Here is a 22,193-nt window from a genome sequence, read left to right on the forward strand (position 1 = left end):
CCGCCCGCGGCCGTGCCGCCGCCCCCGCCCGCCGCGCCGCCGCAGGAGGAGGCGCCGCACCCGTGGCAGACCCAGCTGCGCGCGGCGCGGGACCGCAACCAGCAGACCCAGGTCGGCTACTTCGGCCCGGAGGACTTCGCGGACTACCCGGAGCCGCAGGTCGCCCCGCCGCCCTTCCAGGCCGGTCCGGGGGGCCACCCCGGTCAGGGGCACCGGCCGGGGCCGGGCCAGGGCCAGGGCGCCCCGGGCGGGCGTCCGGGGCCGCAGCAGCCCGGCGGCTACCGCCAGTCGCCGCCCCCGCCCGGCTACGCCCAGCGTCCGCCGGTGGCCCCGCCGCCCTACCAGGCGCAGGGCCAGGGCGGTCAGGGCGTCGGTCCGCGCGGTCAGGGCGGCCAGGGGGGCCAGCGCGGCCAGGGCGGCCGTCCGCAGCCGCCCGGCGGCTACCGGCAGGCCCCGGCCGGGTACGGGCAGTCGCAGGGCGGCTACCCGCCGCCGCCCGCGCCCACCCCGGTGCCGCGCCGGGCCGAGCCGCCGGCCCCGCAGTACCGGGAGGCTCCGCCGCAACGCCGCGAGGAGCCGTCGGCGCCGGGCCGCCGTGAGTCCGGGCCTGCGCGGGAGCCGCGTCCGCGCAGCCGCAACCGGATGTACATCCCGGGGCTCGGCTGCCTCAAGGGCTGTCTGGTGGTGCTGCTGGTGCTGGCCGTGGCCGGGGTGGCGCTGTGGAACTTCACGCCGCTGCCGCACTACTGGGACAACGTGGTGGGCTGGTTCGACTCGGTGCGCGGCTGGGTGGACGCCATCTTCGGCAAGTAGCGCCGTCCCGATCGGATCCGTGCCCGTCCCGATCGGATCCGTGCCCGTTCCGGCTCGGATCCGCGCCCGGGCCGTCCCCGGGCCCGGCCCGGAGCCGGTCCGGTCTCCGGCCCGCCGGGGCGGCAAGATTGACGCTATGTCGACAATTGGCGAGATTTCTCGGCCGAGACTCCCGCTCCGGGCCGCTCGGGCGGCCCCCGCGGGGCCTCCGGGCGCGTAGGTTGGTCGCTGTTGTCCCGCCCCACCGAGCGCCCCGGACCCCCGGAGCGCTCCCGCGCCGCCCACGGAGCAGCATTGGCACGCAAGATCGGCAGCCGGTACACCGTCCACCAGGTCATCGGCCGGGGTTCGGCCGGGACGGTCTGGCTCGGTGAGGGGCCCGACGGCCCGGTGGCCGTCAAGCTGCTGCGCGAGGACCTCGCCGCCGACCAGGTGCTGGTCGGCCGCTTCGTCCAGGAGCGCACCGCGCTGACCAGCCTCGACCACCCCCGGGTGGTCGGCGTGCGCGACATGGTGGTGGACGGCAGCGACCTCGCCCTGGTGATGGAGCTGGTCCAGGGCACCGACCTGCGCTCCCGGCTGGAGCGGGACGGCGCGCTGCCGCCGCAGACCGCCGCCTCGATCATCGCCGACGTCGCCGACGGCTTGGCCGCCGCGCACGCGGCCGGGATCGTCCACCGTGACGTCAAGCCGGAGAACGTCCTGCTCGACCTCGCCGCCGCCCCCGGCCCGGGCGGCGCCCCGCGCGCCAAGCTCACCGACTTCGGCGTGGCCCGCCTGGTCGACGCCCCGCGCCGCACCCGGGCCACCCGGATCATCGGCACCCCCGACTACCTCGCCCCCGAGATCATCGAGGGCCTGGAGCCGCGCGCCGCCGTCGACATCTACGCCCTCGCCACCGTGCTGTACGAGCTGCTGGCCGGCTTCACGCCGTTCGGCGGCGGCCACACCGGCGCGGTGCTGCGCCGGCACGTCACCGAGCAGGTGCCGCCGATCCCCGGCCTGCCGGACGGGCTGTGGCGGATCATCTCCGAGTGCCTGGCCAAGGCTCCCGCCTCCCGGCTGCGCGCCGCCGAGCTGGCCTCCCGGCTGCGCGAGCAGCTGCCCTCGCTGGCGGGCCTGCCGGTGCTCGCCGTGCCCGGCCAGGGCCGCGCCCCGGCCGAGGAGCAGCTGACCCCCGGCGAGGCCGTCTACGCCGAGGTCGACGCCGGCCCGGGCGTCCACAAGCGCCGCCGCGGCCCGGCCGTCCCGCTGGTGCCGGGCGCCGCCCCGGACTCCACCCGGGACACCCACACCAGCCTGCGCCGCCCGTCCGCCGACGAGCTGGCCGCGTACGCGGTGGAGTCCCGTGCCCAGCGGGTCGCCCCGGGCCACCGCCGGGACCGCCAGGCCCTGCTGCGCCGCCGCCGGCTGCTGGCCGTGCTGATCGCCACCGTGCTGCTGCTGGCGGGCGCCGCTGCGGCCTGGACGGCCTTCGCGGCCACCGTGCCGGACGACGGCCACCCGACCCGTCCGGCGGTGTCGGGCACGGCCCCGCGGGCGCCGTAGCCGGAGCCGTCCGGCGGCCGCGGCGGACGCCGTGACCGGGCCGCCGACTCCGGGGGAACCGGGGGTGTCGTCATGACCACTCCCGGAACCATTACCCTGGGGGCGTGGCAGCCGTCGATCCTTCCGAAGAGCTCAAGAACCTCGATACGACCATGGGGTCGATCGAGGCCGTCCTCGACCTGGACAAGATCCGGGCCGACATCGCGGTCCTGGAGGAGGAGGCAGCCGCCCCCACCCTGTGGGACGACGTCGCGAACGCGCAGAAGGTGACCAGCCGGCTCTCCTTCCTCCAGGGTGAACTGCGTCGGGTCGAGAGCCTGCGCAGCCGCATCGACGACCTGGGCGTGCTCTTCGAGCTCGCCGAGGCCGAGGACGACGCGGACACCCGTACCGAAGCCGAGGCCGAGCTCGTCTCCCTCCAGAAGGCGGTCGAGGAGCTGGAGGTCCGCACCCTCCTGTCCGGCGAGTACGACGCCCGCGAGGCGCTGATCAACATCCGTGCCGAGGCCGGTGGCGTGGACGCCGCCGACTTCGCCGAGCAGCTCATGCGCATGTACCTGCGCTGGGCCGAGCGGCACGGGTACCCCACCGAGGTGTACGACACCTCGTACGCCGAAGAGGCCGGCATCAAGTCCGCGACCTTCACCGTGAAGGCCCCGTACGCCTACGGCACCCTCTCGGTCGAGCAGGGCACCCACCGCCTGGTGCGCATCTCGCCGTTCGACAACCAGGGCCGCCGGCAGACCTCCTTCGCCGGTGTCGAGGTCCTCCCGGTCGTCGAGCAGTCCGACCACGTCGACATCGACGAGGGCGAGCTGCGGGTGGACGTGTACCGCGCCTCCGGCCCCGGCGGCCAGGGCGTCAACACCACCGACTCGGCGGTGCGCATCACGCACATCCCGACCGGCATCGTGGTCTCCTGCCAGAACGAGCGCTCACAGATCCAGAACAAGGCGTCCGCGATGAACGTCCTCCAGGCCAAGCTGCTGGAGCGGCGCCGCCAGGAGGAGAAGGCGGCGATGGACGCGCTCAAGGACAGCGGCAGCTCCTGGGGCAACCAGATGCGCTCCTACGTGCTGCACCCGTACCAGATGGTGAAGGACGTCCGCACCGCGTACGAGGCCGGCAACCCGCAGGCCGTGCTGGACGGCGACATCGACGGGTTCATCGAGGCCGGGATCCGCTGGCGCAAGCAGCGCGAGACCAGCGCCGAGTAGTCGGCCGCGGGCCGGTGCCGAGCAGCCGGCGCACGGTCCGCGCAGCCGTGAACGACGCAGGAGGCCCCCGACCGCAGTGGTCGGGGGCCTCCTCGCGTGTTCGGGGCCGACGGCTCCGGAGCCCGTGTGCCCGGAATCCCGTACGTCCGTGGACTCAGGCCAGTGCCTGCCGCGCGATCAGCGCCACCGCGAGCAGCCCGGCCAGCAGGGCCAGCAGCATCGCGGGGGAGAGCGCGGCGAACGGGCTCTGCTGCTCCTGGATCCGGGCCCGGTTGGCCCGGCACACCGGGCAACGCCCGTCGCTGACGCGGCCGTTGCAGTTGGCGCACACCAGATGGTCGCAGGTCATGCGATCTCCTCCTTGCCTACAGCCAACGCACCGGACGGGGCTTTGGTTCCACGCGCTGCCCTGTACGGGGGAGCGGCCGTGACACGGTCGCCCCCTCCACTCTGCCAGGTTCCGGCGGTTCCGGCTCCCGGGCTGTGAGATGCCTCCCAATATTCTGGGCATAAGCGGACATTCTCCCCCAGGGATCGGTCGTTGTCACGGGCGGTCCCTGCGGGCCGGTTGCCGATTCGCGTATGGTCCGAGTCCGGGAGCGGCCTCTGCGGCTCCTTTCGCCGCCCGCGGACCGGGCCTCCGGGGCGGACCGACCGAGGACTGGCGCCGCCTAGGATGGCCTCCGTGATGCAGCCGTGATCAGATTCGACAACGTCTCCAAGACCTATCCCAAGCAGAACCGTCCCGCCCTGGACAACGTCTCGCTGGAGATCGAGAAGGGTGAGTTCGTCTTCCTGGTCGGCTCGTCCGGCTCGGGGAAGTCCACCTTCCTGCGCCTGTGCCTGCGCGAGGAGCGCCCCAGCACGGGGGCGGTGCACGTGCTGGGCAAGGACCTCGGCAAGCTGTCCAACTGGAAGGTGCCGCACATGCGCCGCCAGCTGGGCACCGTCTTCCAGGACTTCCGTCTGCTGCCGAACAAGACGGTCGCGCAGAACGTCGCCTTCGCACTGGAGGTGATCGGCAAGCCCAAGAGCGCCATCAACAAGGTGGTGCCCGAGGTGCTGGAGCTGGTCGGCCTCGGCGGCAAGGAGGACCGCATGCCGGGCGAGCTGTCCGGTGGTGAGCAGCAGCGCGTGGCGATCGCCCGCGCCTTCGTGAACCGTCCGATGCTGCTCATCGCGGACGAGCCCACGGGCAACCTCGACCCGCAGAACTCGGTCGGCATCATGAAGCTGCTCGACCGCATCAACCGCACCGGCACCACGGTGCTGATGGCCACCCACGACCAGGCCATCGTCGACCAGATGCGCAAGCGCGTCATCGAGCTCGACAAGGGGTTGCTCGTCCGCGACCAGGCCCGCGGCGTCTACGGGTACCAGCACTGACCGACCAGCGCTGACCCGTGGGGCCGTCGGCCCGAACCGCCAGACCCGGAGCAGTACCAACCCTGGAGTGTTTCCCGCATGCGTGCCCAGTTCGTCCTGTCGGAGATCGGTGTGGGTCTCCGACGCAACCTGACCATGACCATCGCGGTCGTGGTCAGCGTCGCGCTCTCCCTCGCCCTCGCCGGTTCCTCGCTCCTGGTCCGCGACCAGGTGAACTCCATGAAGGGGTACTGGTACGACAAGGTCGAGGTGAGCATCTACTTCTGCACCAAGGCCGACGCCCGGAACTCGCCGCAGTGCGACAAGGGCGCCGCCACCGACCAGCAGGTCCAGGACATCAAGGACCAGCTGGACAAGATGACCTCGGTGGTCCAGTCGTCCACCTACGAGAGCTCCGCCGACGCGTACAAGCACTGGAAGGAGATGAACCCGGACAACCCGCTCATCTCCGTCCTGGGCGCGGACGCCATGCCGCAGTCCTGGCGGGTCAAGCTCAACGACCCGACCAAGTACGACGTGATCCAGAGCGCCTTCGCCGGCAAGCCCGGCGTCAAGTCGGTCGAGGACCAGCGGAAGATCCTGGAGAACCTGTTCGGCCTGCTGAACGGCCTCCAGACGGCGGCCTTCGTGATCATGGTGCTGATGCTGTTCGTCGCCCTGCTGCTGATCGTCAACACCGTCCGGGTGTCGGCGTACAGCCGACGGCGCGAAACCGGGATCATGCGCCTGGTCGGCGCCTCGAACTTCTACGTCCAGATGCCGTTCATCGCCGAGGCGGCGTTCTCGGCGCTGCTGGGCGCGGCGATGGCCTCCGGGCTGCTCATCGGCGGGCACTTCTTCGTCCAGAACTGGCTGGCCGACCGGGTGCAGTTCATCCACTTCATCGGCCTCGGCTCGGTGCTGGCGGTGATACCGCTGCTGATCGTGGTGGGTATGGGCATGGCCGGCGTCGCGGCGTTCTTCACCCTGCGCAAGTACCTCAAGGTCTGATCCCGGACCGCCCCGGCGGCCCCGTACGGCACTGCGCCGTACGGGGCCGTCGGCGTTCCGGGGCCCGCCGTTCCGGTTCGTCCCGCGCGGAGTCGTGTCTACACTCCGGTGCCATGCTGCAAACTCCGCGCAGGACCCGCCAGGTGGCCGCGCTCAGCCTGGTGTTCGGCGCCGTGCTGCTGGCCGGTGCGGCCACCGGCGCCTGGGGGGACCAGACCGACCCGCCGCGCCGGCTCTCCGCCGACACCGCCGGGGCCTTCGGCGGGCTCCCGGCGGACCCGGCCGGCGCCGCGCTGTCCGAGCAGCAGGCCGAGCACCTGCTGGCGGCCGGCGGGGACCGCTGGGGCGCGTACTACAGCGCCCAGGAGTACGCGGAGTTCAGCCAGGGCCTGGACGGCCGCTACCCGGGCGTGGGCCTCTCGGTCGGCCGCGGCCAGGACGGCGTCACCGAGGTCTCCCAGGTCGCGCCGGGCGGCCCGGCCGCGGCCGCCGGGATCGCCCCCGGCGACCGGCTGGTCCGGGTCGGCCAGGACCAGGCCGACCACCTTCCGGTCACCGAGGTGGTGGCGCGGCTGCGCGGTCAGGGCGACGAGCGCCGGGCCGGCTCCGAGGTCACCCTGGCCGTCCGGCGCGGCGAGGGGCAGGAGCGCGAACTGCGGCTGCGGCGCGTGCTGCTGGACAGCCGCCAGGTCACCGCCGAACAACTGGGCAAGGGCGTGCTGCGGGTGACCGTGCGCGCCTTCACCAGTGGCGTGGCCGACCAGGTGCGCGCCGCGCTGCGCGCCCCGCACACCGGCGTGGTGCTCGATCTGCGCGGCAACTCCGGCGGGTTGGTCGACGAGGCCGCCGACACCGCCGGGATCTTCCTGGACGGCGGCGCGGTCGGCTCGTACGAGGAGCGCGGCGAGACCAGGGAGTTGACCGCCCCGCCCGGCGGCGACACGCGCACCCCGCTGGTGCTGCTGGTGGACGGCGGCACGATGAGCGCGGCCGAACTGCTGGCCGGCACGCTCCAGGACCGCAGCCGCGCCGTGGTGGTGGGCTCGCGGACCTTCGGCAAGGGCACCGTCCAGCAGCCCAGCCGGCTCGCCGACGGCGCGGTGCTGGAGCTGACCGTCGGCCGCTACCACACCCCGGCCGGCCGCTCCCTGGACGGCACCGGCCTGACCCCGGACGTCCCGGCGGGTTCGGGCGAGGAGGCCGACCAGCTCGCCCTGCGGGTCTTCGCGGGGCTGGGCACCCGGGCCTAAAGCAGCTGCCCGATCCGGCGTCGAAGTGCGAGAATGACCGCGTTATGGCAAAGGAAACCGGACAGAAGCTGATCGCGCAGAACAAGAAGGCGCGACACGAGTACACGATCCTCGACACCTACGAGTGCGGCCTCGTCCTCACCGGCACCGAGGTCAAGTCGCTGCGCGAGGGGAGGGCCAACCTGGTCGACGGCTACGCCTACATCCAGAACCACGAGGCGTGGATCGACAACGTCTTCATCCCCGAGTACACCCAGGGGACGTGGACCAACCACGCGGCCCGGCGCAAGCGCAAGCTGCTGCTGCACAAGCTGGAGATCCGCAAGATCGAGACCAAGGTCCGCGACGCGGGCCACACCCTGGTCCCGCTCTCGCTGTACTTCAAGGACGGCCGGGTGAAGCTCGAACTGGCGCTCGCGGTCGGCAAGAAGCTCTACGACAAGCGCCAGACGCTGCGCGAGAAGCAGGACACCCGCGAGACGGCCCGCGCGGTGGCGGCGGCCCGCCGGCGCCAGGGTTAATCCGCTGGACCCTCGCCCGTCGCCTCGCGTACTATGGCGCAAGCAACACGGACGATGACCGTCCGAGCTGTTTCTCAACAAAACATGGGGATGATCGGTTTCGACAGGGGATGTTGAAACAGGGGAAGCGAGCCGAGGAACGCGGCAATGATCTCGTAAACCACGTGTCGCAAAAAAATAATCGCCAACACTAAGCGCGATTCCCAGCAGTTCGCTCTCGCTGCCTAATAAGCACCGATAGCGCTTGGGTGTCAGACCGGGGAGTTCCCGACCCGGACCCTGGCATAATCTAGGGAACTCAACCGTCCGCCCGGGCTGCGAGGGCGGATGGGAAATCAAACAGCAGCTGGGCCTGTTGGCGGCTTGTCCGCGTGACCGCCAGGGCCGAGAAAAGCACAGCGGACTGCGCTCGGAGAAGCCCTGAATTAACTCCACTGGACCCGGGTTCGATTCCCGGCATCTCCACCACCCCATGTTGACACCGAAGGCCGCCCTCCGCTCCGCGGAGGGCGGCCTTCGATTTTTGTACGTTCCGGAGCAGCGCGGCCGGGGGGTCGCGGCGTAGGATCATCCGTCCGCTCGTTTTCCGGAGCGGGATTCCCGCCGCTAACACCGAGGCCATGCAGAGCAACACGCCCACCACCCCCGCCACCGACCACGAGACCGTCCGCACGCGCGAGATCGCCGGTGAGCAGCAGCACCTCGACACCGTCTACCACCGGTTGGAGGAGAAGCTCGCCGAGGCCGAGTACATCCTGGAGGACGCCGCCAAGCGGGTCCAGGTCGGCACCCCCGGCGCGCTCGCCGAACGCGACGCCCAGGTCTACCGGGCCGGCGCCCACCTCCAGCGTCTGAACAACGAGTTCGAGGACTTCCTGTTCGGCCGGATCGACCTCCAGCGGGCGGACGCCCCGGAGGAGCACGGCATTCCGTCCGACACCCCGCTCGACCCGGCCGACCCGGTCGTCGCGGAGACCCTCCACATCGGCCGCCTCGGCGTACTGGACGCCGAGTACGGCCCGCTGGTGATCGACTGGCGCGCGCCCGCCGCCGCCCCCTTCTACCGCGCCACCCCGGTCGAGCCGGGCCGGGTGATCCGCCGCCGGGTGATCCGCTCCAAGGGCCGCCGGGTGATCGGCGTCGAGGACGACCTGCTGCGCCCCGACCTCACCCCGACCCTGGGCGGCGAGGAGCTGGCGGTGGTCGGCGACGGCGCGCTGATGGCCTCGCTGGGCCGCGCCCGCAGCCACTCGATGCGCGACATCGTCTCCTCCATCCAGAAGGAGCAGGACGAGGTGATCCGCGCCGCCGCCGCGGGCGCCACCCTCGTCACCGGCGGTCCCGGCACCGGCAAGACCGCCGTCGCCCTGCACCGCGCCGCCTACCTGCTCTACCAGGACCGCCGCCGCTACGCGGGGGGCATCCTGGTGGTCTCGCCGACCCCGCTGCTGGTCTCCTACACCGAGGGCGTGCTGCCCGCGCTGGGGGAGGAGGGCCAGGTCGCCATCCGGGCGGTCGGCTCGCTGGTGGACGGCATCGAGGCGGGCACCTACGACTCGCCCGAGGCGGCCCGCGTCAAGGGCTCGGCCCGGATGGTCCAGCTGCTGCGCCGGGCCGCCCGCGCCGCGCTGGAGCTGGGCGCGCCGCAGGAGCTGAAGGTGGTCGCCCGCGGCGAGGTGCTGAAGCTGGACGCCTCCCGCCTGAAGGCCGTGCGGGGCAACGTGGTGGGCTCCGGTGGCACCCCGCTGAACCTGCTGCGCCCGCGCGCCCGCCGGCTGCTGCTGGACGCCCTGTGGCAGCAGGCCACCAGGGACCTGCCGAAGCCGGCCGACCACTACGCCCGCGAGCAGCGCCAGGAGGAGAAGGAGTCCTTCGACGAGTACGTCTCGGACGAGGCGTCGTTCCTGGACTTCCTGGACGCGTGGTGGCCGGCGCTGACCCCGCGCCGGGTGCTCGGCACGCTGTGCCGGCACCGGCACACCAACCGGATCGCCCGTCGCGCCGTGACCCCGGACGAGGCCAGGCTGCTGGCCGCCTCCTGGCGCCACCTGTCCGCGGAGGGCGAGGGCGCGCTGTCGGCGCACGACGTCGCGCTGATCGACGAGCTCCAGGTGCTGCTCGGCGAGCCGGCCCGCCCGAAGGTCCGCGAGGTGGACGCGGTGGACCTGCTGAGCGGCCTGGACGAGGTCACCACCTTCGCCGACCGCAGCGCCCGTCAGCGCGACCGCGTGCCGGTCGAGCGCAAGGAGTACGCCCACGTCATCGTGGACGAGGCGCAGGACCTCACCCCGATGCAGTGGCGGATGATCGGCCGCCGGGCCCGGATGGCCACCTGGACGATCGTCGGGGATCCGGCGCAGTCCTCCTGGCCGTTCCCGCAGGAGGCCCAGGCCGCCATGGACGAGGTGCTGTCCGGCAAGCCGCGCCGCCGGTTCACGCTGACCGTGAACTACCGCAACCCCGCCGAGATCGCCGAGGTCGCGGCCAAGGTGCTGGCGCTGGCCGCGCCGGGCACGCCGTCGCCGAGCGCGGTGCGCCACGTCGGCGTGGAACCGCGCTTCGCGGCCGTCACGGACCCCTCGCCGGAGGCCTTCGGCAAGGCCGCCCGGGCCGAGCTGGAGCGGCTGCTGTCCGAGGTGGACGGCACCGTGGCGATCGTGGTGCCGATGGACCGCCGGGAGGAGGCGGCCGGCTGGGCCGAGGGCCTGGGGGCTCGCGCGGTGGTGCTGGGCAGCCTGGAGGCCAAGGGCCTGGAGTACGACGCGACCGTGGTGGCCGACCCGACCGGCATCGCCGGCGAGTCGGAGGCGGGCCTGCGGGTGCTGTACGTGGCGCTGACCCGCGCGACCCAGCGGCTGACCGTGCTCTCCGGCCCGGACGACCTGCCGGACGCGGCCGGCGTGCCCGCGCTGCTGCACGGCTGACGGCCCCTACGGAAGAAGGCCCCTCACCGGCTGGTGAGGGGCCTTCAGACGTTTGAACACCGACCCGCCATGCTCGCCTCGCGGCAAGTGGTCCCTCGAAGGGACGAAGGTTGGGCCCGGGGGCTTGGATCGAGCCGGTGCCTGTCCAATGTAACGCATCGGCCGTGAGAGGCAAGGAGTGAGCGGCGGAGGCGGCGGCCATCGGGTGGGATTGTCGGGTCCGCACACTCAATGAACGTTATTTCTGGCTATCCCTTGGAAGGTGCGACGATCGAGGTCTAGCATGCGCAGGCGATGCCTTCAACAAAATGTTGAGCCTGCGGGACAGACGGAAGAAGGAAGCGTCGATGGCGACGGTGCCCAGTGTCTCCAACTCGATCACGGTACGGCTGGAGGTCCCGGCCCGGGGCAACGCCGTCAGTGCTATCACCACGGCCGTGGAGTCCTCTGGCGGCTCGGTGACCGGTCTCGACGTCACCGCCTCCGGCCTGGAGGCGCTGCGGATCGACGTCACGGTGGCGGCCTCCTCGGTCGCGCACGGCGAGGAGATCGTCGAGAAGCTGCGCGCGATCGACGGCGTGTCGATCGGCAAGGTCTCGGACCGGACCTTCCTGATGCACCTCGGCGGCAAGATCGAGATGTCCTCCAAGCTGCCGATCCGCAACCGTGACGACCTCAGCATGATCTACACCCCGGGTGTCGCCCGGGTCTGCATGGCGATCGCGGAGAACCCCGAGGACGCCCGCCGCCTGACCATCAAGCGCAACAGCGTCGCCGTGGTCACCGACGGCTCGGCCGTGCTGGGCCTGGGCAACATCGGCCCGGAGGCCGCGCTGCCGGTCATGGAGGGCAAGGCGGCCCTGTTCAAGCGCTTCGCCGGGATCGACGCCTGGCCGATCTGCCTGGACACCCAGGACACCGACGAGATCGTCGCCATCGTCAAGGCGATCGCCCCGGGCTTCGCCGGGATCAACCTGGAGGACATCTCCGCGCCGCGCTGCTTCGAGATCGAGGCCCGGCTGCGCGAGGCCCTGGACATCCCGGTCTTCCACGACGACCAGCACGGCACCGCGATCGTGGTGCTGGCCGCCCTCACCAACGCGCTGAAGGTCGTCGGCAAGCGGATCGGCGACATCCGCGTGGTGATGTCGGGCGCCGGTGCCGCCGGCACCGCGATCCTCAAGCTGCTGATGGCGGCCGGCGTCGAGCACGCCACCGTGGCGGACGTGCGCGGCGTGGTCCACCTGGGCCGCGAGGACCTCACCGAGAGCCTGCGCTGGATCGCCGAGCACACCAACCGCTCGGGCCGTACCGGCACCCTCAAGGAGGCCGTGGCGGGCGCCGACGTCTTCATCGGCGTGTCGGCCCCGAACGTCCTGGACGGCGACGACCTGGCCACCATGGCCGAGGACTCGATCGTCTTCGCGCTGGCCAACCCGGACCCGGAGGTCGACCCGGCCATCGCCCGGCAGACCGCCGCCGTGGTCGCCACCGGCCGCAGCGACTTCCCGAACCAGATCAACAACGTGCTGGTCTTCCCGGGTGTCTTCCGCGGCCTGCTGGACGCCCAGAGCCGCACCGTCAACACCGAGATGATGATCGCCGCCGCCCGGGCGCTGGCCACCACCGTGGCCGACGACGAGCTGAACGCGAACTACATCATCCCGAGCGTGTTCCACAAGGACGTCGCCAAGACCGTCGCCTCCGCGGTGCGCGAGGCGGCCCTGGCGGGGGCCCAGGAGGCCCCCGCACCGGCCCGTCCGACCCCCGGCATCGTGGGCACCCTCGACACGTCCGCGTTCCCCACCGTCAAGCTCTGACGGGCGGATCGGGCGACGTGTCGTAGATCGCTCAAATGTGCGAATAGTGGTCATACCCGCCGAGCTCGCCCCGAACCCTTGCGACACAAGGGCGAGGGGCGTGTTTGGGCTTGTCAGTCGTAGGGCGTACCGTAGCCCTGCACGGGGCAGGCGTGTCCGACAAGTACGGAACGTCCCCCTGGTCTTCCGGCGTGTCGTCCCGACCGCCGCCCGCGCCCGGTCCGCCGGAGCCGACGGAGCGTCACACCTCCAACGGGCGGGCGATGTTCGGGTGGCTCGGCCGGGGCCCGATTGGCTTTCTCGGGGCCGGTCGGGGCAGGATTCGTATCCAGGCGGGCGGGCGGGCCTTCGACGGCTCCGGCGCGCGGCATCGGGTACGGACCCGGCCTGCGACCACGCATTGCCTGCATGAGCACAGTGTGCGGACCTGCGGCCCATCCGGGTGCCCCCCGGTGGGAGCACCGATGGGCCCCCGCGCACCGCAAGCGAACAGACCACAGGAGTACACATGAACCGCAGTGAGCTGGTGGCCGCGCTGTCCGAGCGCGCCGAGGTGACCCGCAAGGACGCCGACGCCGTTCTGGCCGCCTTCGCCGAGATCGTCGGCGAGGTCGTCGCCAAGGGCGACGAGAAGGTCACCATCCCCGGTTTCCTGACCTTCGAGCGCACCCACCGCGCTGCCCGCACCGCCCGCAACCCGCAGACCGGCGAGCCGATCCAGATCGCCGCGGGCTACAGCGCCAAGGTGAGCGCCGGCTCCAAGCTGAAGGAAGCCGCCAAGGGCGCTGCCTGAGCCACCCCTTGAACGCCCGAGAGGCCGGGCTCCCCACTGGGGAGCCCGGCCTCTCGCCGTTGCCGTGACCGGGCCGTCAGGCGTCGACCAGCTGCTCGCTGGGCAGCTCGACGTGGGCGCCCAGGTCCCGCAGCTTGTCCATGAAGTTCTCGTAGCCGCGGTTGATCAGGTCGATGCCGTGCACGGTCGAGGTGCCCTCGGCCGCCAGCGCCGCGATCAGGTACGAGAAGCCGCCGCGCAGGTCCGGGATGACCAGCTCGGAGCCGATCAGCTTGGACGGGCCGGAGACGACCGCGGAGTGCAGGAAGTTGCGGGCGCCGAAGCGGCACGGGGTGCCGCCCAGGCACTCGCGGTAGAGCTGGATGTGCGCGCCCATCTGGTTCAGCGCGCCGGTGAACCCGAGCCGCGACTCGTACACCGTCTCGTGGACGATGGACAGGCCCGTGGCCTGGGTCAGCGCGACGACCAGCGGCTGCTGCCAGTCGGTCTGGAAGCCCGGGTGGACGTCGGTCTCCAGGGCGATCGCCTTGAGCTCGCCGCCGGGGTGCCAGAAGCGGATGCCCTCGTCGTCCACCTCGAAGGCGCCGCCGACCTTCCGGAAGGTGTTCAGGAAGGTCATCATCTCCAGCTGGCGGGCGCCGCGGACGTAGATGTCGCCCTTGGTGGCCAGCGCCGCGCAGGCCCAGGAGGCGGCCTCCAGGCGGTCCGGCAGCGCGCGGTGGTTGTAGCCGTTCAGCTCGTCCACACCGGTGATCAGGATCGTCCGGTCGGTGCCCAGGGTGATGATCGCGCCCATCTTCTGCAGCACGCAGATCAGGTCGACGATCTCCGGCTCGATGGCCGCGTTGCGCAGCTCGGTGACGCCCTCGGCGAGGACGGCGGTGAGCAGTACCTGCTCGGTCGCGCCGACCGAGGGGTAGGGCAGCTCGATCTTGGTGCCGCGCAGCCGCTGCGGGGCGACCAGGTAGGTGCCCTGCGGGTGCTTCTCGATGGTGGCGCCGAACTGGCGCAGCACCTCGAAGTGGAAGTCGACCGGGCGGCCGCCGATGTCGCAGCCGCCGAGGCCGGGGATGAAGGCGTGGCCGAGGCGGTGCAGCAGCGGGCCGCAGAACAGGATCGGGATCCGCGAGGAGCCGGCGTGCGCGTCGATGTCGGCGACGTTGGCGCTCTCGACGTGCGAGGGGTCGAGGATCAGCTCGCCGTCCTCGTCGCCGGTGCGCACCGTCACGCCGTGCAGCTGCAGCAGGCCGCGGACCACCTTGACGTCGCGGATGTCCGGGACGTTGCGCAGTCTGCTGGGGCCCTGCCCGAGGAGGGCGGCGACCATGGCCTTGGGCACCAGGTTCTTCGCTCCGCGGACGCGGATCTCGCCTTCGAGCGGGTTTCCGCCGTGGACCAGCAGGACGTCGTCGGTCATCGTTCTCGCAATCCGGGGTGCCAGAGGGGTCGGGGAAGGGGGCTCCGGGAGAGAGCCGGTGGTGGACCGGTCGATAAACGGGCGCGTTCGGGCCCCCGGCGAAACCGAGTCGGCACCGTATAAGGGCGTCCACCAGACGTAGATGGTAGTAGGCGCTCCGTTGGTTCCCGTGAGCCTCTCCCGTGATGGTGCTCTCTCCGGGCCCGCGCCCGCTCCCCGGTACGGCCGTACGGGTGTTCGTCGGCGTGGCGGGTTTCCGGGCGTTGCGGTGTCCGAGCGGTGCCGTTCTGCGGGATCATGTGGGCATGACGGCGGCCCATTCGCACGGAGGCCGGTCCGAGACCGGCCGTCTGCTCGTCGCGACGCCCCTGCTCACCGACCCGAACTTCGCGCGGGCGGTGGTGCTGCTCCTCGACCACGACGCCGAGGGGGCGCTCGGCGTGGTCCTCAACCGGCCGACGCCGGTCGAGGTGGGCAGTGTGCTGGACGGCTGGAACAGACTCGTCGGACAGCCCCCCGTGGTGTTCCAGGGCGGCCCGGTGGCGCTGGACTCGGCGCTCGGCCTCGCGGTGGCGCCCGGGGAGCCGGGCACCGGCGAGCCGCTCGGCTGGCGCCGGGTGCACGGCGCGATCGGCCTGGTGGACCTGGAGGCGCCGCCCGAGGTGATGGCCGGCGAACTGGGCAGCCTGCGGATCTTCGCCGGGTACGCCGGCTGGTCGCCGGGCCAGCTGGAGTCGGAGCTGGAGAGCGGCGCCTGGTACCTCGTGGAGTGCGAGCCCGGGGACGTCTCCAGCCCCGAGCCGGAGCGGCTGTGGCGCGCGGTGCTGCGCCGCCAGCGCGGCCCGCTCGCGCTGCTGGCGACGTACCCGGACGACCCGACGATGAACTGAGCGGACCGGGCCCCGCGCCGCGACACTGGCCGGGTTTCCGGAGGCGCCCATAGACTTGGCACCCATGAGCACTCTTGAGCCCGAGCGCGGCCTCGGCACCGGCACCCTGGTCGAGCCCGTCCCGCAGGTGTCCAACGGGGACGGCGACCACGAGCGCTTCGCGCACTACGTCCAGAAGGACAAGATCATGGAGAGCGCGCTCTCCGGGTCTCCCGTGGTGGCGCTCTGCGGCAAGGTGTGGGTGCCCGGGCGTGACCCGAAGAAGTACCCGGTCTGCCCGATGTGCAAGGAGATCTACGACGGCATCGGCAAGCCGCAGGGCGGCGACGGCGACAAGAAGTAGTCCGCGGCGCTCCGCACCACGCCGTTTTGCATAGCACCAGGGTTTCCGCTGTGGTCTATGCCAATCGTCCGGGGCGTGGGCAGGATGTCGGAATGGACCTCATTCCCGCACCTTCGAGTGCCGTCCACCGCCCGGACGAGGACTTCCCGCTCGACGCCGCCACCACGCTGACCGCACCCCCCGCGCTGGCCGACGCCGAGCGCTGGCTGCGGGCGACCCTGTCCGCCGCGACCGGGCTGCCGCTCGGCCCGGGCCGGCCGGGTGCGGGCATCGAGCTGGTCCAGGACGGGGCGCTCGCCGCCGAGGCGTACCGGATCACGGTGCGCCCCGGCCACGCCCTGCTCGCCGCGGGCGGCCCGGCCGGAGCCCTGTGGGGGGCGCAGACCCTGCGCCGGCTGCTCGGGCCGGACGCCTACCGCCGCTCGCCGGTGCGCCGCGAGGGCTGGGTGCTGCCCGGCGCCGACATCGAGGACGCCCCCCGGTTCGGCTGGCGCGGCGCGCTGCTCGACGTCGCCCGGCACTTCCTGCCCAAGGCGGACGTGCTGCGCTTCGTCGACCTGCTGGCCGCGCACAAGCTCAACGTGCTGCACCTGCACCTGACCGACGACCAGGGGTGGCGGGTCGAGATCAAGCGCTACCCGAGGCTGACCGAGCAGGGCTCCTGGCGGGAGCGCTCGATGGTCGGCTACCGGGCCGGACAGCGCCGTGACGACCGCCCGCACGGCGGCTACTACACCCAGGACGACCTGCGCGAGATCGTCGCCTACGCGGCCGCCCGCGGGATCACCGTCGTCCCGGAGATCGACTTGCCCGGCCACACCCAGGCCGCCGTCTCCGCCTACCCCGAGCTGGGCAACACCGACGTGGTGGACACCGCCGCGCTCGGGGTCTGGACCGACTGGGGGGTGAGCCACAACGTGCTCAACGCCTCCGAGGAGACCCTGCGCTTCTTCGAGGGGGTGCTGGAGGAGGTCCTGGAACTCTTCCCGTCCGAGTTCGTCCACCTCGGCGGCGACGAGTGCCCCAAGGAGCAGTGGAAGGACAGCGCCGCCGCGCAGGCGCGGATCCGCGAGCTGGGCCTGGCCAACGAGGACGAGCTGCAGAGCCACCTCATCCGGCACTTCGACCGCTGGCTGGCCGAGCGCGGCCGCCGGCTGATCGGCTGGGACGAGATCCTGGAGGGCGGCCTCGCGCCGGGCGCCGCCGTCTCCTCCTGGCGGGGCTTCGGCGGCGGGATCGCCGCCGCGAAGGCCGGGCACGACGTGGTGATGTGCCCCGAGCAGCACGTCTACTTCGACCACCGGCAGGCGGACGGGCCGGACGAGCCGATCCCGGTCGGCTTCGTGCGCACGCTGGAGGACGTCTACCGGTTCGAGCCGGTCCCCGCGCAGCTGGACGAGGCCGCCGCCCGGCACGTGATCGGCACCCAGGCGAACCTGTGGAGCGAGTTCATGGACAGCGCCCGGGACATCGACTACCGGGCCTTCCCCCGGCTGGTCGCCTTCGCCGAGGTCGCCTGGTCCGCGCTGCCCGCCGACCCGGCCGAGCGGGACTTCACCGGTTTCGAGCAGCGGTTGACGACCCACCTGAAGGTGTTGGACGCGCTCGGCGTCGAGTACCGCCCCGCCGACGGCCCGCACCCGTGGCAGCGCTGGCCCGGAGTGGTCGGCCGGCCGCTCGACGGACCGCCGCCCGTGCGCTAGTCCTACTCACCGGGAACTTCTGAGCGGTCATCCGACGTCAAGAACTGATGAACATCTGCCCTGGCCCGGAGCGGGTCGGGGCAGATACCGCCCGGTATCAGTCCCAATCGGGCAGCCCCGTTCACGGCCCCGAAATGATCATCGAGCATTGTGTGCCAGAGTTGCCCAACCCGGCCCGATCGCCCGTACCCTACGGGCCAGGCCGGGCTGCTGACGCAGGACAGCACGGCCGCAGGGCCGGCGGGCGGCAGGCGATCGATGAGCAAGTGGAGCACGGTGGGACCCAGGTGAACCGGACGATCATGCTGCCGGCCTCCCTCGACGAGGCCGTCGACGCGCTGGCCGCCGCTCCGGCCGCGGTACCGGTGGCCGGGGCCACCGACCTGATGGAGGCCGTCAACGCCGGCCGGCTCCGCCCCGCCGCGCTGGTCGGCCTCGGCCGGATCACCGAACTGCGCGGCTGGCGCTACGAGGACGGCGGCACCGCCGTCCTCGGCGCCGGACTCACCCACGCCCGGATGGACCGCCCCGACTTCGCCGCGCTCATCCCCGCGCTCGCGGACGCCGCTCGCACCGCCGGACCGCCGCAGGTCCGCAACGTCGGCACCCTCGGCGGGAACATCGTCACCGCCGCGTCGGCCGGCGACACCCTCCCGGTGCTCACCGCGCTGGAGGCCGGCGTCACCCTGGCCCGGGCCGGCGGCACCCGCGAGGTGCCGGTCAGTCACCTGCTCACCGGACTCGACCCGGTGCGCCCCGGCGAACTGCTCACCTGGGTGCGCGTCCCGCTGCTGCACGCCCCGCAGGTCTTCCTCAAGGCCACCGGGCGCAGCGGCCCCGCCCGCGCCACCGCCTCCGTCGCCCTCGTCCTCGACCCGGCCCGGCGCTCGGTGCGCTGCGCCGTCGGGGCCGTCGCGCCGGTGCCGCTGCGCCCGCTGGAGGCCGAGGCCTGGGTGGCCGGCTGCATCGACTGGGACGGCAGCCGGGAGATCGACCCGGCCGCGACCGCCGCCTTCGGCGAGTACGTGGCCACCGCCTGCGTCCCCGACGACTACGGCGCCGAGGGCGCCTGGGAGGCCGTGACCGAGGGGCCGACCGCGGCCGCGGTTCGGCTGCGGCGTACCGTATCGGTGCTGGCCCGACGGGCACTGGGAAGGGTGCTGAAGTGACCACAGACCCCATCGAGACCCTCGACGCCGACCCGCTCGGCCTCTCCCCTCAGGTCAGCCGCGAGCTGCGCCCGTGCGCCTCGTACACGCTGCGGGTCAACGGTTTCGAACGGCCCGTCACCGACGCCTGGATCGGCGAGAGCCTGCTCTACGTGCTGCGCGAGCGGCTCGGCCTGGCCGGCGCCAAGGACGGCTGCGAGCAGGGCGAGTGCGGGGCCTGCTCGGTGCAGGTGGACGGCCAGCTGGTGGCCGGCTGCCTGGTGCCCGCTGCCCTGGCCGCCGACAGCGAGATCAGCACCGTCGAGGGCCTGTCGGCCGCCGGCGGGGCGAGCGACGTCCAGCAGGCGCTGGCCGCCTCCGGCGCCGTCCAGTGCGGCTACTGCACCCCCGGCATGGCGATGGCGGTCCACGACCTGCTCCAGCGCAACCACCGGCCCACCGAGGTGGAGGCCCGTCAGGCCCTGTGCGGCAACCTCTGCCGCTGCACCGGCTACCGGGGCGTGCTGGCCGCCGTCCAGAGCGTCGCGGACGCCCGCACGCTGGAGGCCGAGCAGGCGGAGGAGGCCGCGGCGCTCGCCGAGGCCGAGGCCGCCGCCGAGCAGGCCGCAGGGCAGACCGCCGGGCCCGCTCCGGAGGCGCCGGCCGAGCCGGCCGCCGAGCCGCTCGAACCCGGGCACGCCGTCGAGCCGCCGGTCTACACCGACGCCGAGGCCTGGATCGAGCACGTCCCCCAGCAGCCCGCCGAGCCCCACCCGGGCGCCCACCCGGCGGAGGGACACGCCGTCGGCGGACACCCCGCCGTCGGGCAGCCCGGACAGCCGGTCGGCGAGCAGGCCCCGGCCGGGATGCCGTACGGCGACCCCCGGGGCGGCTACGACACCGGCGTGTACGACACCACGGTGCTGGCGCCGATCCGGGACACCATCCCCGCCCAGGCCGCCGACGACCAGGTGTACTACCCGCCGCAGGGCTACCCGGGGCAGCCCTACCAGGCCACCCCCGCGCACGGCACCTACCTGCCCCACCCGGACGGCCACCAGCAGCAGAACGGCTACGACACCGGGTACGACGCACCGGTCTACGAACCCACCCCGCCGCACGGCACCCCGCTGCCCGGCACCGGCTACGACGGCACCCCGCCGCACGGCACCCCGCTGCCCGGCACCGGCTACGACGGCACCCCGCCGCACGGCACCCCGTACGCCGCCCCGCACCACCCGCACGGTGCCCCGGCCGAGGGCGGCGCCCCGGCCGGAGTCCCGTACGGCGCCACCCCCGCCCACGGCATCCGGCTCCCCGAGGACGACCACGCATCATGACGTCGCCTACCGACATCGGCGCAGCACTCCAGCAGGACGGCGGCGAGGGCGGCGCACCGGAGCCGATCGGCCTGGGCAGCTCCCCGCTGCGCAGCGACGCCCTGCCCAAGGCGCTCGGCATCTACCCGTACGCGGCCGACCTGTGGGCCGAGGGGCTGCTGTGGGGCGCGGTGCTGCGCTCGCCGCACCCGCACGCCCGGATCCGCGGCATCGACACCTCGGCCGCCCTGGCACTGCCCGGCGTGCACGCCGTGGTCACCGCCGCCGACCTGCCGCCCGGCCCGGACGGCACCCCCGACGGCGCCCCGGCCGGGCCGATCGTCGCCGACCGGCCGGTGCTGGCCGCCGGTGTGGTGCGCCACCACGGCGAGCCGATCGCCGCGGTGGCCGCCGACCACCCGGACACCGCCCGGCTGGCGGTCGGCCTGATCGCGGTCGACTACGAGCCGCTGGAGGCCGTCACCGACCCCGAGCAGGCCTTCACCGCGCCGCCGCTGCACCCGGACGGCAACCTGTTCCGCCACCTGCCGCTGCGCACCGGGGACCCGGACGCGGTCGGCGAGATCGTCGTCGAGGGCCTCTACCAGGTGGGCCGGCAGGACCCGGCCCCGCTCGGTGCCGAGGCGGGACTGGCCGTGCCGCGCCCGGACGGCGGCGTCGAGCTGCACCTGTCCTCCACCGACCCCCACGGCGACCGCGACCGCACCGCCGCCTGCCTCGGCCTGGAGCCGGACCGGGTCCGGCTGGTGGTCACCGGTGTGCCCGGCGCCACCACCGACCGCGAGGACCTCTCGTTCCAGGTCACCCTGGCCCTGCTCGCGCTGCGCACCGGCAGGCCGGTGAAGATGACGCTCACCCGCGAGGAGTCCTTCCACACCCACGCCTCCCGCCACCCCGCGCTCCTGCGCTACCGCCACCACGCGGACGCCGAGGGCACGCTGGTGAAGGTCGAGGCGCAGATCCTGCTGGACGGCGGCGCCTACGCGGACGTCTCCGCCGAGGCGCTGGCCGCCGCGACGGCCTTCTCGGCCGGCCCGTACGTCTGCCCGAACGTCTTCGTGGACGCCTGGGCGGTGCGCACCAACAACCCGCCGGCCGGCCGGATGCGCGGCGAGGGCGCCCTGCAGGCCTGCTTCGCGTACGAGTCCCAGCTGGACCAGCTGGCCGCCCGGATCGGCGTCGACCCGGTGGAGATCCGCCGCCGCAACGCGATGTCCACCGGCGACCCGCTGCCCACCGGACAGGCCGTCACCTGCCCGGCGCCGGTGCGCGCCCTGCTGGACGCGGTGGCGGCCGAGCCGCTGCCGGCCCTGCCGGTGGACGAGCCGGACGCCGAGTGGCTGCTGCCCGGCGGGCCCGGCGGCGCCGGCGACCCGGCGGCGGTGCGGCGCGGCATCGGCTACGCCGTCGGCATGGTGCACATGCTGGGCGCCGAGGGCGAGGACGAGGTCTCCACCGCGACCGTGCGGGTCAGCGGCGACCACGCCACGGTGATCTGCGCGGCGGTCGACGCCGGCCACGGCTTCGCCACGCTGGCCCGGCAGATCGTGCAGACCGTGCTGGGCGTCAGCGAGGTCTACATCGCGCCGGCCGACAGCGACCAGTCGATCGCCGGGCCGTCCGCCCGCGGCCGGCACACCTGGGTCTCCGGCGGCGCCGTCGAGCGGGCCGCGCTGATGGTCCGCCACCAGCTGCTGCAGCCGATCGCGGCGAACTTCGGGATGTCGGCGGAGCTGCTCCAGATCGCCGACGGCAAGATCACCTCGTACGACGGGGTGCTCGGCATGCCCGTCGCCGAGGCGCTGGAGGGCAAGGAGCTGTGGGCCACCGCGCAGTGCCGCCCGCACCCCACCGAGCCGCTGGACGAGGCCGGTCAGGGCGACGCCTTCGTCTCCATCTCGTTCTGCGCGATGCGCGCGGTGGTGGACGTGGACATCGAGCTGGGCGCCGTGCGGGTGGTCGAGATGACGGTCGCCCAGGACGTCGGCCGGGCGCTGAACCCGCGCCAGATCGAGGACCGGATCGAGGCGGGGGTGGCGCAGGGCGTGGGCCTGGCGCTGCTGGAGGACCTGCACACGGAGGGCGGGGTG

Annotated in this window: 16 protein-coding genes, 1 other RNA gene and 2 pseudogenes; 17 read left to right on the forward strand and 2 right to left on the reverse strand. The window is 73.1% G+C overall.

Features of this window, described 5'->3' with window-relative positions; genetic code table 11:
• The 3 genes and pseudogenes from AB0E96_RS20845 to prfB form a co-directional block, all read left to right on the forward strand.
• A pseudogene (locus AB0E96_RS20845) lies at positions 1-813 on the forward strand (hypothetical protein); the annotation flags it as partial.
• A 294-nt stretch (positions 814-1,107) separates the two neighbouring features.
• Positions 1,108-2,361 carry a serine/threonine-protein kinase gene (locus tag AB0E96_RS20850; RefSeq protein ID WP_359825710.1) on the forward strand — a complete coding sequence of 418 codons (1,254 nt, stop codon included), beginning with the start codon at positions 1,108-1,110 and terminating at the stop codon, positions 2,359-2,361.
• A gap of 104 nt (positions 2,362-2,465) precedes the next feature.
• Positions 2,466-3,578 carry a peptide chain release factor 2 gene (prfB, locus tag AB0E96_RS20855; RefSeq protein WP_359825713.1) on the forward strand — a complete coding sequence of 371 codons (1,113 nt, stop codon included), beginning with the start codon at positions 2,466-2,468 and terminating at the stop codon, positions 3,576-3,578.
• Between the two features lie 154 nt (positions 3,579-3,732).
• Here prfB and AB0E96_RS20860 read toward each other — a convergent pair whose 3' ends face one another.
• Positions 3,733-3,927, reverse strand: a complete 195-nt coding sequence (locus tag AB0E96_RS20860; protein WP_049653432.1) for a hypothetical protein — start codon at positions 3,925-3,927, stop codon at positions 3,733-3,735.
• Between the two features lie 347 nt (positions 3,928-4,274).
• Here AB0E96_RS20860 and ftsE point away from each other — a divergent pair, with 347 nt between their 5' ends.
• The 8 genes from ftsE (at position 4,275) to AB0E96_RS20900 (ending at position 13,262) form a co-directional block, all read left to right on the forward strand.
• A complete protein-coding gene (ftsE, locus tag AB0E96_RS20865) occupies positions 4,275-4,964 on the forward strand; it encodes a cell division ATP-binding protein FtsE (protein WP_030059730.1) in 690 nt (229 codons plus the stop codon).
• A gap of 78 nt (positions 4,965-5,042) precedes the next feature.
• Positions 5,043-5,954 (forward strand): permease-like cell division protein FtsX, encoded by a 912-nt coding sequence (gene ftsX, locus AB0E96_RS20870; protein WP_359825716.1) that lies wholly within the window; start codon positions 5,043-5,045, stop codon positions 5,952-5,954.
• A gap of 113 nt (positions 5,955-6,067) precedes the next feature.
• Positions 6,068-7,204 (forward strand): S41 family peptidase, encoded by a 1,137-nt coding sequence (locus tag AB0E96_RS20875; protein ID WP_359825718.1) that lies wholly within the window; start codon positions 6,068-6,070, stop codon positions 7,202-7,204.
• A 44-nt stretch (positions 7,205-7,248) separates the two neighbouring features.
• Positions 7,249-7,725, forward strand: a complete 477-nt coding sequence (smpB, locus tag AB0E96_RS20880) for an SsrA-binding protein SmpB (RefSeq protein ID WP_045695776.1) — start codon at positions 7,249-7,251, stop codon at positions 7,723-7,725.
• Between the two features lie 86 nt (positions 7,726-7,811).
• Positions 7,812-8,193, forward strand: a transfer-messenger RNA (tmRNA) gene (gene ssrA, locus AB0E96_RS20885).
• Positions 8,194-8,345: 152 nt separating this feature from the next.
• The gene (locus AB0E96_RS20890; RefSeq protein ID WP_359825720.1) at positions 8,346-10,649 is read left to right on the forward strand and encodes a UvrD-helicase domain-containing protein; all 2,304 of its coding nucleotides are present in this window, start codon (positions 8,346-8,348) and stop codon (positions 10,647-10,649) included.
• Positions 10,650-10,996: 347 nt separating this feature from the next.
• On the forward strand, positions 10,997-12,469 hold the full coding sequence (locus AB0E96_RS20895; protein WP_359825722.1) for an NAD-dependent malic enzyme: 1,473 nt from the start codon (positions 10,997-10,999) through the stop codon (positions 12,467-12,469).
• A 508-nt stretch (positions 12,470-12,977) separates the two neighbouring features.
• Positions 12,978-13,262, forward strand: a complete 285-nt coding sequence (locus AB0E96_RS20900) for an HU family DNA-binding protein (RefSeq protein ID WP_030242980.1) — start codon at positions 12,978-12,980, stop codon at positions 13,260-13,262.
• Positions 13,263-13,338: 76 nt separating this feature from the next.
• Here AB0E96_RS20900 and murA read toward each other — a convergent pair whose 3' ends face one another.
• Entirely contained in the window at positions 13,339-14,679 is a 1,341-nt protein-coding gene (murA, locus tag AB0E96_RS20905; protein ID WP_359825725.1) for a UDP-N-acetylglucosamine 1-carboxyvinyltransferase, read from the reverse strand.
• Positions 14,680-14,984: 305 nt separating this feature from the next.
• Between murA and AB0E96_RS20910 the strand changes: the two genes are divergently transcribed.
• The 6 genes and pseudogenes from AB0E96_RS20910 to AB0E96_RS20935 all read left to right on the forward strand — a co-directional run.
• A complete protein-coding gene (locus AB0E96_RS20910) occupies positions 14,985-15,569 on the forward strand; it encodes a YqgE/AlgH family protein (RefSeq protein ID WP_359825727.1) in 585 nt (194 codons plus the stop codon).
• 64 nt (positions 15,570-15,633) lie between these two features.
• Complete coding sequence (locus AB0E96_RS20915; protein WP_359825729.1) at positions 15,634-15,912, forward strand: DUF3039 domain-containing protein; 279 nt, start codon at positions 15,634-15,636, stop codon at positions 15,910-15,912.
• 92 nt (positions 15,913-16,004) lie between these two features.
• Entirely contained in the window at positions 16,005-17,615 is a 1,611-nt protein-coding gene (locus tag AB0E96_RS20920; protein ID WP_359825732.1) for a beta-N-acetylhexosaminidase, read from the forward strand.
• A gap of 302 nt (positions 17,616-17,917) precedes the next feature.
• Positions 17,918-18,784, forward strand: a complete 867-nt coding sequence (locus AB0E96_RS20925) for an FAD binding domain-containing protein (protein WP_359825737.1) — start codon at positions 17,918-17,920, stop codon at positions 18,782-18,784.
• 77 nt (positions 18,785-18,861) lie between these two features.
• Positions 18,862-19,308, forward strand: a pseudogene (locus AB0E96_RS20930) ((2Fe-2S)-binding protein); the annotation flags it as partial.
• A gap of 791 nt (positions 19,309-20,099) precedes the next feature.
• Positions 20,100-22,193, forward strand: a 2,094-nt coding sequence (locus AB0E96_RS20935; protein ID WP_359825735.1) for a xanthine dehydrogenase family protein, incomplete at its 3' end; no start/stop codon positions are given.

The organism is Kitasatospora sp. NPDC036755, from assembly GCF_040636595.1.
GTDB lineage: Bacteria > Actinomycetota > Actinomycetes > Streptomycetales > Streptomycetaceae > Kitasatospora.

Bases quoted from the DNA above. Each gene is read 5' to 3' on its own strand.
- AB0E96_RS20875 (WP_359825718.1), top strand. From the start codon at position 6,068: ATGCTGCAAACTCCGCGCAGGACCCGCCAGGTGGCCGCGCTCAGCCTG.
- AB0E96_RS20915 (WP_359825729.1), top strand. From the start codon at position 15,634: ATGAGCACTCTTGAGCCCGAGCGCGGCCTCGGCACCGGCACCCTGGTC.
- ftsX (WP_359825716.1), top strand. From the start codon at position 5,043: ATGCGTGCCCAGTTCGTCCTGTCGGAGATCGGTGTGGGTCTCCGACGC.
- AB0E96_RS20890 (WP_359825720.1), top strand. From the start codon at position 8,346: ATGCAGAGCAACACGCCCACCACCCCCGCCACCGACCACGAGACCGTC.
- smpB (WP_045695776.1), top strand. From the start codon at position 7,249: ATGGCAAAGGAAACCGGACAGAAGCTGATCGCGCAGAACAAGAAGGCG.
- AB0E96_RS20920 (WP_359825732.1), top strand. From the start codon at position 16,005: ATGGACCTCATTCCCGCACCTTCGAGTGCCGTCCACCGCCCGGACGAG.
- AB0E96_RS20860 (WP_049653432.1), bottom strand. From the start codon at position 3,927: ATGACCTGCGACCATCTGGTGTGCGCCAACTGCAACGGCCGCGTCAGC.
- murA (WP_359825725.1), bottom strand. From the start codon at position 14,679: ATGACCGACGACGTCCTGCTGGTCCACGGCGGAAACCCGCTCGAAGGC.
- AB0E96_RS20895 (WP_359825722.1), top strand. From the start codon at position 10,997: ATGGCGACGGTGCCCAGTGTCTCCAACTCGATCACGGTACGGCTGGAG.
- AB0E96_RS20910 (WP_359825727.1), top strand. From the start codon at position 14,985: ATGACGGCGGCCCATTCGCACGGAGGCCGGTCCGAGACCGGCCGTCTG.
- AB0E96_RS20900 (WP_030242980.1), top strand. From the start codon at position 12,978: ATGAACCGCAGTGAGCTGGTGGCCGCGCTGTCCGAGCGCGCCGAGGTG.
- AB0E96_RS20925 (WP_359825737.1), top strand. From the start codon at position 17,918: ATGCTGCCGGCCTCCCTCGACGAGGCCGTCGACGCGCTGGCCGCCGCT.